Source organism: Solirhodobacter sp. (genome assembly GCF_964715405.1).
The window spans coordinates 13,578-29,747 of the sequence record NZ_CBAICG010000017.1; the positions used below are offsets into that span (position 1 = coordinate 13,578).

A 16,170-nucleotide genomic window follows, 5' to 3' on the forward strand; every position below is an offset into this window, starting at 1 on the left:
ACAGAAGGGGTATATGCCCGTCAGGCGAAAGATTTGCAACTCGCGCGCCGGTCTTGGATGGCCCGCATCACTTGCCGAAATAATCGGTGATGTCGAAGAACACCTGCTCGGTCGCCTCACCGTGGCGGATCGACAGGATGTCGTAGGCGCGCCCGCTGTCCATCACCAGCGCCTGCCGCAGCACCTTCGCGCCGGGCCGGTGTGCCCCGATCCACTGGTATTCCGACGCCACGCCGTCATCCTCGCCGAGCGCGCCGACGATATGGATGGCGGTGGCAAGGCTGCTGCCGTCGCCGCCGGTGTAGGTGATCGCGGCCATCGCGGCAGAGGCGAACACGATGGCAGGGATGGCGATCCAGAGACGGGGAAACATGGCATTCTCCTGCACGGACCTTGGGGACGTTTCCCCCTGAAACGGCCCGCGCCCCGGATCGCTCCGGGGCGCGCCTCCTCTCCTGATGTCCAGGTCGGCCTCCTCTCCGGCCCGGACGGGGATTCGCTTGCTGCGTTGAAGTTACGCAGCGTCACAGAAGTGTTGCACAGTCGTCGGGCTGTCTGTCAACGAGGCCTTGCGCGATCGAGCGCAAAGCCGCATCGCAGTCGGCGCGGCCCTCAGGCCCCGGCGATCATTTCGGCCTGCCGCACGATCCCCTCGGCCTGCTTGATGCTGGCGATGTCGACCAGGCGGCCCTTGTAGACGGTCGCGCCCTCGCCGCGCGCCTTGGCGGCCGCCATCGCGGCCAGAATCTCGCGCGCCTCGGCCACCTGCGCGCCAGAGGGGGTGAAGACCTCGTTGCACAGCGCCACCTGCCTGGGGTGGATCGCCCACTTGCCGACCATCCCCAGCGTCGCCGACCGCCGGGCCTGCGCCCGGAAGCCCTCGTCATCCGAGAAGTCGCCGAACGGGCCATCGACCGGCAACAGACCATGTGTGCGGCAGGCGGCGACGATGGCGGCCTGCGCCCAGTGCCAGGGGTCGGACCAGTGCCGCGCGCCCTCGTGCAGCATGTAGTAGTTTTCCTGCGTGCCGCCGATGCCGGTGGTCTGCATCCCCATGCTGGCCGCGAAATCGGCGGCGCCAAGGCTCATCGCCTGCAAGCGCGGGCTGGCGGCCGCGATGTCCTCGACATGGGCGATGCCTGCCGCCGATTCGATGATCACCTCGAAGCTGATCGGCCTCGTGCGCCCCATCGCGCGTTCCACCGCCGTCACCAGGGCGTCCACCGCGTAGACATCGGCCGCGCAGCCGACCTTGGGGATCATGATCTGGTCGAGCCGGTCGCCCGCCTGTTCCAGCAGGTCCACCACGTCGCGATACCACCACGGCGTATCGAGCCCGTTGATGCGGACCGACAGAACCTTGCTGCCCCAGTCCACCTCGCGCGTGGCTGCGATGATGTTGGCACGCGCCGGCACCTTGTCCGACGGCGCGACCGAATCCTCCAGATCGAGGTTGATCACGTCGGCCGCCGAGGCCGCCATCTTCTCGAAAAGCTGGGTGCGCGAGCCGGGGCCGAACAACTGGCAACGGTTCGGGCGGGCGGGGGCGGGCGGCTGAAGGCGGAAGGACATGGAGGTTCTCGGGTAATGATGTTTCGCAACGGCTCTCCACGGTGATATGTTGTTGCGCGGCGCATAGCAACGCCTCTTTCGCAGCCGCAGCATTTGCCGCGCCGCTGCATTGGGCCGCACCGTGTTTTGCGTGTGCAGGTTCAATCGTCGTGCTAGGGTTTTTGAATGGCTTGGGAGGAACGAGATGACCGATACGACACCGCAGAAAACGTGCTTCTCGGGGAAGATCGAAAACGTCAGCATCGTCGAAGGTCTCGACGGTCAGGTCGGCAGACGGTACTTCGCGTTTGCCCTCCTCGAACTGCCGTTCCCACCACCCCCGGCGATACCCGCGCACACCGTCTTCTATGTCGATCCGGACCGGGAGTTCGCCGATAACTGCGCTCGCGCGGTGGTCGCGGCATGGTGGCGGCAGCACATCGTGGACGTCCACCTTGACCTCGACGATCCCGCGGACATGCGCGTCTGTGCCGTGGTGCCGCACACGACGCTTTCAGGCCCACGATGATTACCGTCACCCGCGACACCTTCCGCCTGGCCCAGACCTTCACGATCGCGCGCGGTTCGAAAACCGAGGCGCGCGTGCTGACCGTGCGCATCGCGCGCGACGGCATCGTGGGCCATGGCGAATGCGTGCCCTATGCCCGCTACGGCGAAACCCTCGACAGCGTGGCGGCCGAGATCGCCAGCCTGCCCGAGGATATCTCGCGCCTTGACCTGCAGGCGGCGCTGCCGCCCGGGGCCGCGCGCAACGCGGTCGATTGAGCGCTGTGGGACTGGGCGGCCAAGCGGGCGGGCAAGCGGGTGTGGGACCTGGCGGGCCTGCCGACGCCGGGGCCGATGCTGACGGCCTTCACGCTGTCGCTGGATGAACCCGACCGGATGCGGGCCGAGGCGGCGAAGAACGCGCACCGGCCGCTGTTGAAGATCAAGCTGGGCACCGCCGACGACATGGCACGGCTGGCGGCGGTGCGGGCGGGGGCGCCCAAGGCGAAGATCATCGTCGATGCCAACGAGGGCTGGACCGCCGAGATCTACGCCGACCTCGTCCCGCATCTGGAACGCCTCGGCGTCGCGCTGGTGGAACAGCCGCTGCCCGCCGGAGCCGACGAAATGCTGGCCGAGATCGCGCGCCCCATCCCGGTCTGCGCCGACGAGTCCTGCCACGACCGGGCCTCGCTGGCCGACCTGGCGGGCAAGTATGACATGGTCAACATCAAGCTCGACAAGACCGGCGGGCTGACCGAGGCGCTGGCGTTTCGCGATGTCGCCCATGCCCAGGGTTACGGGATCATGGTCGGCTGCATGGTCGGCTCGTCGCTGGCGATGGCCCCGGCCACGCTGGTCGCGCAGGGTGCGGCCTACGTCGACCTTGACGGCCCGCTGCTTCTGGCCGAAGACCGCGCCCACCCGCTGACCTATGACGAGGCGGGGGTGCACCCGCCTTCGCGCGATCTCTGGGGATAGAATGATGAGCAGAACCGTCTACGTCAACGGCGCCTACCTTCCCGAGGAAGACGCCACCGTCTCGATCTTCGACCGTGGCTTCCTGATGGCCGATGCGGTCTACGAGGTCACCTCGGTGCTTGACGGCAAGCTGATCGACTTCGCCGGGCATTGCGCGCGACTGGCGCGCAGCCTGGGCGAACTGGACATGGCCAACCCCCATCCCGACGCCGACTGGCTGGTGATCCACCGCGAGATGGTGGCGCGCAATGATCTGGCGGACGGGATGATCTACCTTCAGGTCACGCGCGGCAATCCGGGCGACCGCGACTTTGCCTATCCCGGCCCCGATGTGGCGCCGACTGTGGTGCTGTTCACCCAGTCCAAGCCCGGCCTGGCCGACAGCCCGCTGGCGAAGACCGGCATGAAGGTGATCTCGATCGACGACATCCGCTGGGGACGGCGCGACATCAAGACGGTGCAGTTGCTCTACCCCTCGATGGGCAAGATGATGGCCAAGAAGGCGGGCGCCGACGACGCCTGGCTGGTCGAGGACGGGTTTGTCACCGAGGGCACCTCGAACAACGCCTATATCGTCAAGGGCGGCCGCATCATCACCCGCAACCTTGGCCCCGAGATCCTGCACGGCATCACCCGCGCCGCCGTGCTGCGCTTCGCCCGCGAGGCGCAGATGGAGGTGGAGGAGCGCCCCTTCACCCTGGCCGAGGCGACGGCGGCCGATGAGGCCTTCATCACCTCGGCCTCGGCCTTCGTGATGCCGGTGGTCGCGGTCGATGGCATCGTGATCGGCACCGGCACGCCCGGCCCGGTGGCCGCGCGGCTGCGTGAAATCTACCTCGACGAGATGCGCAAGGCCGCGATCTGACCCTCAGCCGCGCCGCGCGACGATCTGGACCGGGGCGAAGGTTCCGGCCTCCAGCCCGGCGATGAGGTTGGCGACCTTGCTGGCCGCGTCGGGGCCCATCACGATGTCCAGGCCAAGCGGCGGCGGGCCCGACAGCGCGATCCGCGCCCGCAGGACGCGAAACATCTCCAGCGCCATCTCGCGCCGGTCGGTTTCGGAGTCGATCGTGAAGCCCGCCTCCGCCAGCGCCGCGCGATACTCCTGCGGCCCGGCGAGGAACGAGGCCGCCGCGCTGCCCGCCCAAGGCACCGGGAACATGACCTCGCCCGGCCCGGTCCGCATCGCGTCATAGACGGCAAGCCGCGCGCCGGGCCGCAGCACCCGCGCGATTCCGGCAAAGAGCGCGGGTTTGTCGGCGATGTTCATGCCGACGTGCAGCAGCGTCGCGGCGTCGAAGCTTTCGCCCGCGAAGGGCAGGTCAAGCGCGCTGCCGACCCTGAGTGTGATCCGCCCGTCGAGGCCCAGTTGCCGGTTCAGCGCCTGCCCGACCTCGACGAACTCGGGCGTCAGGTCGATCCCCTCCACCACGACGCCGCAGGCCGAGGCGAGGTAGCGCGCCGTGCCGCCCAAGCCGCAGCCGACGTCGAGAACGCGCTGTCCCGGCGCCAGCGACAGCGCCTCGGCCAGCGCCCTGATGGCCGGGCGGCCGCCCATGTGGAACTCGTCCACCGCGCCCAGTTTGTCGAGCAGCGCGCCACCCGCGCCGTCCAGCCGGTCAAGACCCGCACCGATCGCCGCCGCAAGGGCGCCGTGCGTGTAGTGCGTGGTGATGATCCGGTCGGTATCCATGCGGAAAACTCCCCTGGCGACTCCTTGGCCGAGCCTCGCTCCGAACCCGGCGCCTGTCCACTCCATGATCTGTAGCGACGGGCAGCGCTCGGTGCGAGGGTGGCGCCGTGCCCGGCTACAGCGATTTGCGTCTTCTCTGACGCAAGGACATCAGAATTCGCCCAGGTCTTGGGACGAATCCTGATTCAGGATAACCGCAATTCGCCTTGAGGTCAGTTCTATGCCATCGCCAAGGCGCAGGGAGCCTCGGCCGCCCGGCAACGCGGCAATACACGGGGATGCCACGAGGCCGAGGCCCGCGGCGCGCTGCCCGGTCAGGCCGTCGTCTGCACCACCAGAACCGTAACGGCGGCATAGAACACCAGGCTCGCCGCCAGCACGAAAACATGCCAGATCGTATAGTGGAACGGCAGCCGGTCGACGAGGTAGAACACCACGCCGATGGTGTAGAGCACGCCGCCGATCAGGATCAGCGTCAGGACCGGGGTGGACAGCGCCGACAGGAAGCTGCCGCCCGCCACCAGCCCGGCCCAGCCCATGCCAAGGTAAAGCGTCAGCGCCAGCCAGCGCAGCCGCCCCGGCGAGATCGCCTTCAGCCCCATCCCGGCCAGCGCCGCACCCCAGATGCCCGCCAGCAGGTAGCCGCCATGCGTGCCGGGGATCAGCGTCAGCGGCGTGTAGGTGCCGGCAATCTTGGCGTAGATCGCCGAGTGGTCCAGCCTGCGCAAGACACCCGTCCAGCGGTGATGGCCGACGGTGTTGTAGAGCGCCGAGAACAGGATCATCGCGATCAGCGTAACCCCGTAGATCGAGACGGCGGTGACGGCCGAAGCCCCCGCGCCGAACCGCACCGTCAGCGCGATCAGCACCGGCACGGCGATCAGCACGGTGAAGACACCGAGGATATGAACAACCGTGTCGCTGAAACGCTCGGCGCGGCTATAGCTGGATCGGGATGCAAGCAGGACCATGGCTTCGATATAGGCGCGATCGCGCGACAGCCGAAGGGGGGGCTGCCGACGGCGGCAGAATGCCGCGCAGGGCCGTGCGGCGCGATGCGGACGCGGCCCATGCCCCCCGATGATCGCTGCGGGCGGCCACCCCGCTGCGGGCGCGCTCAGCCCGGCTTGCGCGCGACCAGCCCGATCACCGCCGAGAGACCCGCGTGGCCCTCGCCCTCCGACATTTCCACGTCTTCCTCGACCAGCCGCTCGATCGCCCAGTCGCCGAAGGCCGCGCGCAGCATCGGTTCGGTGTAAAGGTTCGCCTCGATCCGCGGGCCGCCGGTGCCAAATGCCAGTTGCCGCGGCGTGTAGCCCTGCACGATCACCACGCCCCCCGGCTTCACCGCCCGCCGCATCCCGGCCCACTTCTGCACCCGCTGTTCGGGGTTGGAAAACTGGGTGAAGATCTCCACCACCGCGTCAAACGCCGCCTCGGGGTAGGCCCAGGCGTGCACGTCGGCCTCGATGAACTGGGGCGCAACACCCTGCCGCGCCGCCAGTCGGCGCGCCTTGACCTGTGCGGCGGGCGAGAAGTCGAGCGACACCACATCCAGCCCCCGCGTCGCCAGCCAGACCCCGTTGCGCCCCTCGCCATCGGCGACGGCCAGCACCCGGCCCGACGCGGGCAACAGATCGGCGACGGCAACAAGGAAATGGTTCGGCGCCTCGCCGAAGACATAGCCCTCGGTCGCGGAAAAGCGGGTCTGCCATCGGTCGAAATCGGCGGTGCTCATGGTCGGTGCCTCCTTGCCCGGCTCAGTTAGGCCCGCACGGCGGGCCCTGTCCATCCCCATGCGTCAGGGCCCTGCCACCCGGCCATGCGCGGGGCAGGTGACCAGGTGATCGTTGACCATCCCCACCGCCTGCATGAAGGCGTAGGTGATGACCGGGCCGCAGAACTTGAACCCCTCGGCCTTCAGGTCGCGCGCAAGATCGCGTGACAGCGGCGTTTCGGCGGGCACCTCGGCGCGGTGGGCAAAGCGGTTCTGCACCGGCTGTCCCCCGACCCGGTCCCACAGGAAATGCGCAAAGCCTTCGCGCTCCTCGATCCGCTCCCAGGCGCGGGCGTTGCCGATCGCGGCCTCGATCTTGGCGCGGGATCGCACGATGCCGGGGTCGGCCAGCAGGCGTGCCACGTCGGCCTCGCCCCAGCGGGCGATCCGGGCAGGCGCGAACCCCTCGAAGGCGGCCCGGAACGCGTCCCGCTTGCGCAGGATGGTGATCCAGGCCAGCCCGGCCTGAAACCCGTCGAGGATCAGTTTTTCAAACAGCGCGCGGCTGTCCCGCTCGGGCACACCCCATTCGGTATCGTGGTAAGCGACGTAAAGCGCATCCTGCCCGCACCAGCCACAGCGTTCGCCCATTGCGCTCTCCCCTGCCCCGAACCGATGTCGTGAAAATTAGAACAAAATGTGATCTTTCACCAGTTCTTTACCGCCTTCGCGCCAATCTGGCTGCATCGGAATGGAGGTTGCGGCATGGCAGATGGTCTTGGAATGGAACTCCCGCCACCGGGGCTGGAAAGTCCGCTGTCCTTCGCCATCGGCGAACGCGACCGCGAGACGATCGCGCTGGTGCGGCGGGCGCTCGAACGGCGCAACGTGATGCTGGCGTTCCAGCCCATCGTGCAGGCGCGCCACCCGCAAAGGGTGGCTTTCTACGAGGGGCTGATCCGCATCCTCGACGATAGCGGCCGCATCCTGCCCGCGCGCGACTTCATGAGCGCGGTGGAAACCACCGAGACCGGGCGGATCATCGATTGCCTCGCACTGGAACTCGGGCTCGATGCGCTGGCGGAAACGCCGTCGCTGCGGCTCGCGGTGAACATGTCGGCACGCTCCATCGGCTATCCCCGCTGGAAGCGGACCCTGGCGCGCGGCCTGGCCGCGGACCCGACGGCGGCGGAACGGCTGATCCTCGAGATCACCGAGGCCTCGGCGATGATCATGCCCGACATCGTCAGCGTCTTCATGGATGACCTGCAACGGACCGGCATCGCCTTCGCGCTCGACGATTTCGGCGCGGGCTACACGGCGATCCGCTACTTCAAGGATTTCGACTTCGACATCCTGAAGATCGACGGGCAGTTCGTCCAGGGCATCCACAGCGACCCCGACAATCAGGTGCTGACCCAGGCCTTGCTGTCGATCGCACAGCACTTCGACATGTTCACCGTCGCCGAATTCGTCGAAGACCCGCGTGACGCCGAGTTCCTCGCCCGGATCGGGGTGGATTGCCTGCAAGGCTATCTGTTCGGTGCACCAACGACGATGCCGCCGTGGAAGGCGGCCGAGACGGCGCGAACGGCCTAGGCAGGGGGCACAGCCGGGCGGCGGGCCTGCAGTGCGGCCACCGACACATTCCGGCCACATTCCGCTCGGCAAGCATCCCCCGGATCGTCGCGACATTGCGCTTGACGCCCGGTCATCTTAGGGGATGCTGCAAAGCAGCGCAGGCGCCCGATGGCCCTGACCGTGTGTCCTCCTTCCCCGCGACGCCCGTCGTGGCGGCAGCGGCCCCGGACAGACCCGCAGCGGCGCCCGCTGCAGACCGTCGCAAGGGAGAGGACCCCACCATGACCAATGTCGTAATCGTATCGGCGGCCCGTACGGCCGTCGGCAGCTTCAACGGCGCCTTCGCCAATACTCCGGCGCATGACCTGGGCGCCACCGTGCTCGCCGAAGTCGTCGCCCGCGCCGGGATCGACAAGGCCGAGGTGTCGGAAACCATCCTTGGCCAGGTGCTGACCGCGGGCCAGGGCCAGAACCCGGCGCGTCAGGCGCACATCCGCGCCGGTCTGCCGATCGAAAGCGCGGCCTGGTCGATCAACCAGGTCTGCGGCTCGGGCCTGCGCGCCGTCGCGCTCGCCGCCCAGCACATCCAGCTTGGCGATGCCGCAATCGTCGCGGCGGGCGGGCAGGAAAGCATGTCGCTGTCGCCCCACGTCGCGCATCTGCGCGCGGGCACCAAGATGGGCGACATGCAGATGATCGACTCGATGATCCGCGACGGGCTCTGGGATGCCTTCAACGGCTACCACATGGGCCAGACCGCCGAGAACGTGGCCCAGCAGTGGCAGATCAGCCGCGACATGCAGGACCAGTTCGCGGTGGCCAGCCAGAACAAGGCCGAGGCCGCGCAGAAGGCCGGCAAGTTCCGCGACGAGATCGTCGGCTACACGGTGAAGACCCGCAAGGGCGACATCGTGGTCGATGCCGACGAATACATCCGTGCGGGCGCGACGCTCGACGCCATGCAAAAGCTGCGCCCGGCCTTCGCCAAGGATGGCTCGGTGACCGCGGGCAACGCCAGCGGCCTGAACGACGGCGCGGCGGGCATGCTGCTGATGAGCGCGGCCGAGGCCGAAAGGCGCGGGCTGGAACCGCTGGCCCGCATCGCCTCTTACGCCACGACCGGGGTCGACCCGTCGATCATGGGCGTCGGCCCGATCTTCGCCAGCCGCAAGGCGCTGGAAAAAGCCGGCTGGAGGGCGGAGGATCTTGATTTGGTCGAAGCCAACGAGGCCTTCGCGGCACAGGCCTGCGCGGTCAACAAGGACATGGGCTGGGATCCGTCGATCGTCAACGTGAACGGCGGCGCCATCGCCATCGGCCACCCGATCGGCGCCTCGGGCGCGCGCATCCTCAACACGCTTCTGTTCGAGATGAAGCGGCGCGACTCGAAAAAGGGCCTTGCCACGCTCTGCATCGGTGGCGGCATGGGCGTTGCCATGTGCCTGACCCGGGCCTGACCCTTGCTGCAACTGCAAGATCGACACGCAATATTATTGCGTGTCGATCTTCCATTCGGTAACACCGTTTCAAGATTGACAGACAGAACGGAGGAATCATGTCCAGAGTTGCTCTCGTCACCGGGGGGTCGCGCGGTATCGGCGCCGCCATCTCGATCGCGCTCAAGGCCGCTGGCTACCGCGTGGCCGCAAACTACGCCGGCAACGACGAGGCCGCCGCCAAGTTCACCGCCCAAACCGGCATCCCGACCTACAAGTGGTCGGTGGCCGACTACGACGCCTGCAAGGACGGCATCGCCAAGGTCGAGGCCGACCTCGGCCCGGTCGAGGTGCTGGTGAACAACGCGGGTATCACGCGCGACGCGATGTTCCACAAGATGACGCCCGCCCAGTGGAAAGAGGTCATCGATACCAACCTCACCGGCCTTTACAACATGACCCACCCGGTCTGGACCGGGATGCGCGATCGCAAGTTCGGCCGGGTCGTCAACATCTCCTCGATCAACGGGCAGAAAGGGCAGGCCGGGCAGGCGAACTATTCGGCCGCGAAGGCGGGCGACCTCGGCTTCACCAAGGCGCTGGCGCAAGAGGGCGCGCGGGCGGGCATCACCGTCAACGCGATCTGCCCCGGCTACATCGGCACCGAGATGGTGCGCGCGATCGACGAAAAGGTTCTGGCCGAGCGCATCATCCCGCAAATCCCGGTCGGCCGCCTCGGCGAGCCCGCGGAAATCGCGCGCTGCGTGGTGTTCCTGGCCGCCGACGACGCGGGCTTCATCACCGGCTCGACGATCACGGCCAACGGCGGCCAGTTCTTCGTCTGACACGCGACTACGCCCCCGGAACGGCCCGCCCCCCGCGGCGGACCGTTTCCGTTTGACCGAAACGATACCGCATGTAGGGATGCGCGCCATGACCCGCCCCCGCGCTACCCTCATCGGTTTCGCCGCGATTCTGCTGTGGTCGCTGCTCGCCCTCTTCACCGTGGGCTCGGCGCCGGTGCCGCCGCTGGAGCTGAATGCGATCTGTTTTTCCATCGGCGGGGCGATCGGGTTGGGCTGGACGCTGGCGCGCGGTCAGGCGGGCGTGCTGCGGCAGATCGGCTGGCGGGTCTATGCCTTTGGCACGGTGGCGCTTTTTGGCTTTCACGCGCTCTACTTTTCCGCGCTGCGCATGGCCCCGGCGGCCGAGGCGGGGCTGATCGCCTATCTCTGGCCGCTGCTGATCGTGCTGTTCTCGGGCCTTCTGCCCGGCGAACGGCTCAGCGCCGGGCACGTGCTGGGCGCCTTGATCGCTTTCGCGGGCGCGGCCCTCATCGTGCTGCGCGGCGGCACCGGGTTCAGTGGCGCGGCGCTGCCGGGCTATGGCCTCGCCTTCCTCTGCGCGCTGACCTGGTCGGGCTATTCGGTGCTGTCGCGGCGTCTGGGCAGCGTGCCGACCGAAAGCGTGGCGGTGTTCTGCCTGGCCACGGCAGTTCTGTCGGCGGGCCTGCACCTTGCGGTGGAGCCGACGATCTGGCCGGTGGGCGCGCTGGGCTGGTCCGCCTGCCTCGCACTGGGCGTGGGGCCGGTGGGAATCGCCTTTTATGTCTGGGATATCGGCGTGAAGGGCGGCGATATCCAGATGCTCGGCGTGGCGTCCTACGCCGCGCCGCTCCTGTCCACGCTGGCCCTGATCCTTGCGGGGGTCACAACCGCATCGCCCGCGATTCTGATCGCGGCAGGGTTGATTGCAGGCGGCGCAGGGATCGCCGCGCGCAGCAGCGCGCGGTTGAACCGGCGTTCGGCACCAAGTGCTGGGCCGAGTGCTGGGCCTAGTGCTGGCTGAGGCGCGTGATCTCTTCCTTCAGCTTCAGCTTCTGCTTCTTGAGGTCGGCAATCGTCAGGGCGTCGGTGCTCGGGCTCCGTTGAGCCTGTTCCACGCGTTCCGAGAGGGTTTCGTGTTTGCGGCGAAGCTCCTGCAGATGCGACGTCATGGTCATGGTCGTCCTCCTCTCGTGGGTTGCTCTGTCACGATTCCATCACACTTCCCGAGTCGTGTCACGCGCGACGACGTTCACCCCCCGGTGACGGGCAGGTGAACACACCCCGATTGCCGAAGGATTAACCGGCCAGCGGCTCCAGTGCGGCGCCGTCGCGCAGGATCGCGCGCGCCGTCGGGGTGAAACTGTCGCGATCGCCGTCATGGGCGGGGCCAAGGTGCAGCACGAACGGCGCCAGCAGCCGGAACGCGCCGCGCCCCCCCTTGCGGGCCTGCAGGATCACCCGCGTCGCGGCCCGCCCCTCGCGCGGGGCGAGCGGCAGCAGGGTCAGGCTGCCCAGCCGCCCGTCGCAGGCGGCCAGCAGGTCGGGCAGGCGGTCGGCGGCATGGATCACCGTCAGATGGCCGCCGGGGATCAGGCGGCGGGTCGCGGCGTCAAGCCATGCGGCCAACGGCGTCGCCTCGCGCAGCGCGGCCTCACGGCCGGAATCACGGGCCGCGGTGCCGCCACCGGGGGGGAAATAGGGCGGGTTGACGATCACATGGTCGAAGGCCGCCGCCCGCAGCGCCGGGGGCATCGCCGCCAGATCGCCGTCTTCCACCGTCAGCGACAGCGCGTTGCGCGCGGCGTTCCGGCGGGCAAGGTCGGCATAGCCCGCCTGCCGCTCCAGCCCCGCCACGCGCACCCCCGGCACCCGCACCAGCAGGCACAGCGCCGCGACCCCGGCGCCGCAGCCAAGTTCCAGCACGCTCTGCCCGGCGCGGACGGGCACGGCGGCGGCCAGCAGCACCGGGTCGGTCGCCGCCCGATACCCCAGCCGCGGCTGCAACACCCGCAACCGGCCGCCAAGGAAGCCGTCATCGGTCAGGTCCACCGCGTCGAACATGCGCTAGAACCCCAGCGGGATGTCATTGTCCTTCATCACGATGCGGGCGATGAACAGGTCCTGTTCGCGCACCATCAGGCGGCGCGGCAATATGCCGACCGAGCCTTCGAGCACGCTCATGTGGACGTCCACCGGAAACGCCGCTATACCCTCGCCCTGAAGAAGCGCGGTCGCGAAGGCGACGATCGTGGGGTCCGTGGTGCGCAATAGCTCTCTCATGGGGCCGACTTAAGGGGAAGTCCGCGGCATTGTCGAGGGACCAGACGGATATGGGATTGTTCGAGGCACGTCAGGCACCACACGACCGGCTGGGGGCCTATCTCGCGGCCGATATGGAGGCAGTCAACGCCCTGATCCGCACGCGGATGGCGTCGGAACACGCGCCGCGCATTCCCGAGGTGACGGCGCATCTGGTCGAGGCGGGCGGCAAGCGGCTGCGCCCGATGCTGACGCTGGCCGCCGCGCGGCTCTGCGGCTACGACGGGCCCTATCACGTTCATCTGGCCGCGACGGTCGAATTCATCCACACCGCCACCCTGCTGCATGACGACGTGGTGGACGAAAGCGCCCAGCGACGCGGCCGGCCCACCGCCAACCTCTTGTGGGACAACAAATCTTCGGTGCTGGTCGGCGACTATCTGTTTTCGCGCAGCTTCCAGTTGATGGTCGAAACCGGCAACCTGCGCGTGCTCGACATCCTCGCCAACGCCTCGGCCACGATTGCCGAGGGCGAGGTGCTGCAACTGACCGCGGCGCAGGATCTGCGCACCACCGAGGGCATCTACCTGCAAGTCGTGCGCGGCAAGACGGCGGCGCTGTTCTCGGCGGCAACCGAGGTCGGCGGCGTCATCGCAGGCGCACCCGAGGATCAGGTGCGCGCGCTGCACGTCTATGGCGATGCGCTGGGAATCGCCTTCCAGATCGTCGATGACCTGCTCGATTACGGCGGCACCAGCGCGGTGATCGGCAAGAACGTCGGCGACGACTTCCGCGAACGCAAGCTGACGCTGCCGGTGATCCGCGCGGTCGCGGCCGCCGACACGACCGAACGCGCCTTCTGGCAGCGCGTGATCGAAAAGGGCGATCAGCGGGACGGCGATCTGGCGCAGGCGATGGCGCTGTTGCAGCGCCATGGCACGATGACCACGACGCGGGCCGAGGCGCTGGCCTGGGTGGCGCGCGCCAAGGCCGCGCTGATGCCGCTGCCGTGCCATGAGATCAAGACGATGCTGGCCGATCTGGCCGACTACGTGGTGGCTCGCGTCGCCTGAGGCGGCGCAAGGCCCGCATCGACGACCCACCAGCCCGGTTCGGCGGCCCGGGTCGCACGCGCCGCCGCCGCCGCCGACAGCGGATCGGCGAACAGGCCAAAGCAGGTCGCCCCCGACCCCGACATCCGCGCCAGCAGGCAGCCGGGCTGCGCCGACAGCGCGCGCAGCGTGGTGCCGATGACCGGGGCAAGGGTCAGCGCCGGTGCCTCAAGATCATTGCGCGTCAGCCGCAGCCAGGTCGCCAGATCGGCGGCGGTGGTGACGCGCGGCATATCGTGCGGCAGGCCCGCATTGTCGCGCCGGGTCAGCGCCCGGAACACGGCGGGCGTGGCAACCGCGACGCCGGGATTGGCCAGCACCAGCCAGACCGGCGGCAAAGGCGGCAGCGGCGCCAGATGTTCACCGATCCCGCCCATCCGCAGCGGCCGCCCGTCCAGGCAGGCGGGGACATCCGCCCCCAGCGCCAGCACATCCGCCGCCGCTGGCAGCGCCCGGCCCCAAAGCCGCGCCAGCGCCCGCAACGCCGCCGCCGCATCCGCCGAACCGCCGCCGATGCCGGACGCCACCGGCAGGTGCTTTTCCAGCGTGATCCGCGCGCCCTGCCCCGGTGCCAGCAGATGCGCCGCGCGCAGCACCAGATTGCCCGCGTCGGTTGGCACCCCGGCCGCGCGCGGCCCCGTCACCGCAAGTGACAGAGCCGGGGCGGCGCGCACCAGCACCCGGTCGCCGACATCGGCGAACACCACGAGGCTGTCGAGCAGGTGATACCCGTCCGCCCGCTGCCCGGTGACGTGAAGCGCCAGATTGATCTTGGCGGGCGCGAAGGCCTCAACCGCCGCTGGCGCCATTGTCCACGACAACCTTCAGCGGCGCGGCGCCCTCTTCCTTCAGCACGCCATCAAGCCCGATCGCCAGCTTGCGCTTGATCCGGGCGGCATCCTTGGGTTCGGGGTCGAAGGACAGGGCGCGATGCCACTGGAACGCGGCCTCCAGCTTGCGGCCCACGGCCCAGTAGACGTCGCCCAGATGGTCGGTCACCACCGCATCCACCGGCATCAGTTGCGAGGCATGTTCCGCCACCGGCAGCGCCCTGGCGTAATCGCCGGTGCGGAAATAGGCCCAGGACAGACTGTCGACGATGTAGCCGTCATCCGGCCGGGCAACCACGGCGCGCTTGATCATGTCCAGCGCCTCGGGAAGCTTCTCGTTGCGTTCGACCAGCGCGTAACCAAGGTAGTTCAGAACCTCGGGCTGATCGGGTTTCAGCGTCAGCGCCTGGCGGAAATCGGGTTCGGCCTTGTCCCACTGGCCCTGCCGTTCGTTGCAGATGCCGCGCACATAGAACAGCGACCAGTCGTCCGGCCGCGGCGTCTGGATCAGCGCCACGGCGGCGTCATAGGCCGTGACCGCCTCGGCAAAGCGTTCCTGCCGCCGCAACAGGTCGCCAAGGCCGACCTGCGCCGCGATCAACTCGGGGTGGGCCGTCGCGATCTGCTTCATCTCGTCGATCCCGGCATCGATCTGACCCGAGGCATAAAGCGCCTGTGCCCGCCCGAGCTGGGCGTTGTAATAGGCCGGATCATCGCGCGAGACCTTGCCATAGGCGGCGATCGCCAGGTCATGCTGGCCCTGCGTTTCCAGCAGGTCGCCCGACAGCAGGATCGCGTCGGCGTTGTCGGGCCGCAGGGCCTCGGCCGTGCGCGCATAGACCAGCGAGAAGCTGGCGGCGGCCTCGCCCTTCAAGGCGGCCGCAACCGAGAAGAAGACCTCCGACAAGCCATCGGCGGCGGTGCGGACCATGTCGAAGGGCAGCGTCTGGCCGTCCTTCAGACGTTGGCGCAGCGCGTCGATCGCCGGGTCGGACTCGGGGCCGAAGGAGGTGTCCAGCAGCTTCAGCGCGTCGGGGTTGCGGTCAAGCTGACTGAGCACCTCGGCATCGGCGATCACCCCGCGCCGCGACAGGTTCAGCACGGCGCCGCCATTGCCGGAAAAGATCTTCTCGGCGCCCTCGAAATCGCCCACCGAGGCCATCGCCAGCGCCTTGTGGTAAAGCGCGAAGGCCTCCAGCCCGGGGCTGGCACCCAGCTTGTCGAAGGCGGCGAGCGCGTCCGACATCTTGCCCTCGCCGACCAGGGCCCAGGCCCCGACCAGCCCATCCACCAGCGGCCCGAGGCCTTTCCCGGCGGCAATCCCCGCCACCGCCTCGTCAAAGGCGCCCCGCTTGAGCTGATCGGCCAGGATGACGATGTTCGCTGTCTGGCTGGCCCCGCCGTCGGCGACCATCGCCCTGGCAAGCGGCAAAGCCGCGGCAAAGTCACCCAGCGCCACATCCGACAGGGCGGCCACTTCCATCAACCCGATGTTGTCGGGGTCATGCGCCAGCGCCTGGGTGAAATAGCTGGCGGCGGCGGCATAGTCCGACCGCTGACTGGCCGCCTGCGCCGCAAGATATGGCCCCGCGACCCCATCGGCGTAAACGGGGGAAACGAACACTCCGGCGGCAAGCAGGGTTGCCAGACGGATGCGGCGGCGGGTCAATGTCACG

18 protein-coding genes and 1 pseudogene are annotated in these 16,170 nt (G+C 68.6%); 8 read left to right on the forward strand and 11 right to left on the reverse strand.

Annotation, left to right across the window (positions count from 1 at the left end; translation table 11 throughout):
* Positions 1–67 precede the first annotated feature (67 nt).
* Positions 68–373, reverse strand: a complete 306-nt coding sequence (locus AC11WY_RS09440; RefSeq protein ID WP_482924761.1) for a hypothetical protein — start codon at positions 371–373, stop codon at positions 68–70.
* Positions 374–612: 239 nt separating this feature from the next.
* The gene (locus AC11WY_RS09445; RefSeq protein WP_482924763.1) at positions 613–1,572 is read right to left on the reverse strand and encodes an L-malyl-CoA/beta-methylmalyl-CoA lyase; all 960 of its coding nucleotides are present in this window, start codon (positions 1,570–1,572) and stop codon (positions 613–615) included.
* A 184-nt stretch (positions 1,573–1,756) separates the two neighbouring features.
* Here AC11WY_RS09445 and AC11WY_RS09450 point away from each other — a divergent pair, with 184 nt between their 5' ends.
* The 3 genes and pseudogenes from AC11WY_RS09450 (at position 1,757) to AC11WY_RS09460 (ending at position 3,904) form a co-directional block, all read left to right on the forward strand.
* Positions 1,757–2,080 carry a hypothetical protein gene (locus AC11WY_RS09450; RefSeq protein ID WP_482924765.1) on the forward strand — a complete coding sequence of 108 codons (324 nt, stop codon included), beginning with the start codon at positions 1,757–1,759 and terminating at the stop codon, positions 2,078–2,080.
* A pseudogene (gene dgcA / locus AC11WY_RS09455) lies at positions 2,077–3,039 on the forward strand (N-acetyl-D-Glu racemase DgcA). Before AC11WY_RS09450 ends, dgcA begins: the two are co-directional and overlap by 4 nt.
* A gap of 4 nt (positions 3,040–3,043) precedes the next feature.
* A complete protein-coding gene (locus AC11WY_RS09460; protein ID WP_482924766.1) occupies positions 3,044–3,904 on the forward strand; it encodes a D-amino-acid transaminase in 861 nt (286 codons plus the stop codon).
* 3 nt (positions 3,905–3,907) lie between these two features.
* Here AC11WY_RS09460 and AC11WY_RS09465 read toward each other — a convergent pair whose 3' ends face one another.
* The 4 genes from AC11WY_RS09465 to AC11WY_RS09480 form a co-directional block, all read right to left on the reverse strand.
* Entirely contained in the window at positions 3,908–4,732 is an 825-nt protein-coding gene (locus tag AC11WY_RS09465; RefSeq protein WP_482924768.1) for an SAM-dependent methyltransferase, read from the reverse strand.
* Between the two features lie 314 nt (positions 4,733–5,046).
* Positions 5,047–5,703: a PAQR family membrane homeostasis protein TrhA gene (gene trhA, locus AC11WY_RS09470; RefSeq protein WP_482924770.1), complete on the reverse strand. Its 657-nt coding sequence runs from the start codon at positions 5,701–5,703 to the stop codon at positions 5,047–5,049.
* Between the two features lie 146 nt (positions 5,704–5,849).
* Positions 5,850–6,470 (reverse strand): class I SAM-dependent methyltransferase, encoded by a 621-nt coding sequence (locus tag AC11WY_RS09475; protein ID WP_482924772.1) that lies wholly within the window; start codon positions 6,468–6,470, stop codon positions 5,850–5,852.
* A 63-nt stretch (positions 6,471–6,533) separates the two neighbouring features.
* Complete coding sequence (locus AC11WY_RS09480) at positions 6,534–7,100, reverse strand: DNA-3-methyladenine glycosylase I (RefSeq protein WP_482924774.1); 567 nt, start codon at positions 7,098–7,100, stop codon at positions 6,534–6,536.
* A gap of 114 nt (positions 7,101–7,214) precedes the next feature.
* Between AC11WY_RS09480 and AC11WY_RS09485 the strand changes: the two genes are divergently transcribed.
* The 4 genes from AC11WY_RS09485 to yddG all read left to right on the forward strand — a co-directional run bounded on the left by AC11WY_RS09485 (position 7,215) and on the right by yddG (position 11,314).
* Positions 7,215–8,048, forward strand: a complete 834-nt coding sequence (locus AC11WY_RS09485) for an EAL domain-containing protein (protein WP_482924776.1) — start codon at positions 7,215–7,217, stop codon at positions 8,046–8,048.
* A 263-nt stretch (positions 8,049–8,311) separates the two neighbouring features.
* Positions 8,312–9,487 (forward strand): acetyl-CoA C-acetyltransferase, encoded by a 1,176-nt coding sequence (locus tag AC11WY_RS09490; RefSeq protein ID WP_482924778.1) that lies wholly within the window; start codon positions 8,312–8,314, stop codon positions 9,485–9,487.
* A gap of 98 nt (positions 9,488–9,585) precedes the next feature.
* On the forward strand, positions 9,586–10,311 hold the full coding sequence (gene phbB / locus AC11WY_RS09495; protein ID WP_482924780.1) for an acetoacetyl-CoA reductase: 726 nt from the start codon (positions 9,586–9,588) through the stop codon (positions 10,309–10,311).
* Between the two features lie 88 nt (positions 10,312–10,399).
* Positions 10,400–11,314 (forward strand): aromatic amino acid exporter YddG, encoded by a 915-nt coding sequence (yddG, locus tag AC11WY_RS09500; RefSeq protein ID WP_482924782.1) that lies wholly within the window; start codon positions 10,400–10,402, stop codon positions 11,312–11,314.
* Here the strand turns inward: yddG and AC11WY_RS09505 are convergent.
* From AC11WY_RS09505 to AC11WY_RS09515, 3 genes are all read right to left on the reverse strand, one after another.
* The gene (locus AC11WY_RS09505; protein ID WP_482924784.1) at positions 11,301–11,468 is read right to left on the reverse strand and encodes a YdcH family protein; all 168 of its coding nucleotides are present in this window, start codon (positions 11,466–11,468) and stop codon (positions 11,301–11,303) included. The two genes, yddG and AC11WY_RS09505, sit on opposite strands and share 14 nt — an antisense overlap.
* 121 nt (positions 11,469–11,589) lie before the next feature.
* On the reverse strand, positions 11,590–12,354 hold the full coding sequence (locus AC11WY_RS09510; protein ID WP_482924785.1) for a tRNA1(Val) (adenine(37)-N6)-methyltransferase: 765 nt from the start codon (positions 12,352–12,354) through the stop codon (positions 11,590–11,592).
* A 3-nt stretch (positions 12,355–12,357) separates the two neighbouring features.
* Complete coding sequence (locus tag AC11WY_RS09515; protein ID WP_482924787.1) at positions 12,358–12,573, reverse strand: putative signal transducing protein; 216 nt, start codon at positions 12,571–12,573, stop codon at positions 12,358–12,360.
* A 50-nt stretch (positions 12,574–12,623) separates the two neighbouring features.
* Between AC11WY_RS09515 and AC11WY_RS09520 the strand changes: the two genes are divergently transcribed.
* Positions 12,624–13,625 carry a polyprenyl synthetase family protein gene (locus tag AC11WY_RS09520; protein ID WP_482924788.1) on the forward strand — a complete coding sequence of 334 codons (1,002 nt, stop codon included), beginning with the start codon at positions 12,624–12,626 and terminating at the stop codon, positions 13,623–13,625.
* Here the strand turns inward: AC11WY_RS09520 and AC11WY_RS09525 are convergent.
* Together AC11WY_RS09525 and AC11WY_RS09530 are read right to left on the reverse strand one after the other, a co-directional pair.
* Entirely contained in the window at positions 13,601–14,473 is an 873-nt protein-coding gene (locus tag AC11WY_RS09525; RefSeq protein WP_482924790.1) for a 4-(cytidine 5'-diphospho)-2-C-methyl-D-erythritol kinase, read from the reverse strand. The genes AC11WY_RS09520 and AC11WY_RS09525 overlap by 25 nt on opposite strands.
* Entirely contained in the window at positions 14,454–16,169 is a 1,716-nt protein-coding gene (locus tag AC11WY_RS09530; protein ID WP_482924791.1) for a tetratricopeptide repeat protein, read from the reverse strand. Before AC11WY_RS09530 ends, AC11WY_RS09525 begins: the two co-directional genes overlap by 20 nt.
* Between the last annotated feature and the right edge of the window lies 1 nt (position 16,170).

Excerpts from the sequence above, each read along its gene's own strand:
- AC11WY_RS09490 (WP_482924778.1), top strand. The coding sequence starts at position 8,312 with ATGACCAATGTCGTAATCGTATCGGCGGCCCGTACGGCCGTCGGCAGC.
- AC11WY_RS09460 (WP_482924766.1), top strand. The coding sequence starts at position 3,044 with ATGAGCAGAACCGTCTACGTCAACGGCGCCTACCTTCCCGAGGAAGAC.
- AC11WY_RS09520 (WP_482924788.1), top strand. The coding sequence starts at position 12,624 with ATGGGATTGTTCGAGGCACGTCAGGCACCACACGACCGGCTGGGGGCC.
- AC11WY_RS09480 (WP_482924774.1), bottom strand. The coding sequence starts at position 7,100 with ATGGGCGAACGCTGTGGCTGGTGCGGGCAGGATGCGCTTTACGTCGCT.
- AC11WY_RS09440 (WP_482924761.1), bottom strand. The coding sequence starts at position 373 with ATGTTTCCCCGTCTCTGGATCGCCATCCCTGCCATCGTGTTCGCCTCT.
- trhA (WP_482924770.1), bottom strand. The coding sequence starts at position 5,703 with ATGGTCCTGCTTGCATCCCGATCCAGCTATAGCCGCGCCGAGCGTTTC.
- AC11WY_RS09475 (WP_482924772.1), bottom strand. The coding sequence starts at position 6,470 with ATGAGCACCGCCGATTTCGACCGATGGCAGACCCGCTTTTCCGCGACC.
- AC11WY_RS09515 (WP_482924787.1), bottom strand. The coding sequence starts at position 12,573 with ATGAGAGAGCTATTGCGCACCACGGACCCCACGATCGTCGCCTTCGCG.
- phbB (WP_482924780.1), top strand. The coding sequence starts at position 9,586 with ATGTCCAGAGTTGCTCTCGTCACCGGGGGGTCGCGCGGTATCGGCGCC.
- AC11WY_RS09445 (WP_482924763.1), bottom strand. The coding sequence starts at position 1,572 with ATGTCCTTCCGCCTTCAGCCGCCCGCCCCCGCCCGCCCGAACCGTTGC.
- yddG (WP_482924782.1), top strand. The coding sequence starts at position 10,400 with ATGACCCGCCCCCGCGCTACCCTCATCGGTTTCGCCGCGATTCTGCTG.
- AC11WY_RS09510 (WP_482924785.1), bottom strand. The coding sequence starts at position 12,354 with ATGTTCGACGCGGTGGACCTGACCGATGACGGCTTCCTTGGCGGCCGG.
- AC11WY_RS09465 (WP_482924768.1), bottom strand. The coding sequence starts at position 4,732 with ATGGATACCGACCGGATCATCACCACGCACTACACGCACGGCGCCCTT.
- AC11WY_RS09505 (WP_482924784.1), bottom strand. The coding sequence starts at position 11,468 with ATGACCATGACGTCGCATCTGCAGGAGCTTCGCCGCAAACACGAAACC.
- AC11WY_RS09525 (WP_482924790.1), bottom strand. The coding sequence starts at position 14,473 with ATGGCGCCAGCGGCGGTTGAGGCCTTCGCGCCCGCCAAGATCAATCTG.
- AC11WY_RS09485 (WP_482924776.1), top strand. The coding sequence starts at position 7,215 with ATGGCAGATGGTCTTGGAATGGAACTCCCGCCACCGGGGCTGGAAAGT.
- AC11WY_RS09450 (WP_482924765.1), top strand. The coding sequence starts at position 1,757 with ATGACCGATACGACACCGCAGAAAACGTGCTTCTCGGGGAAGATCGAA.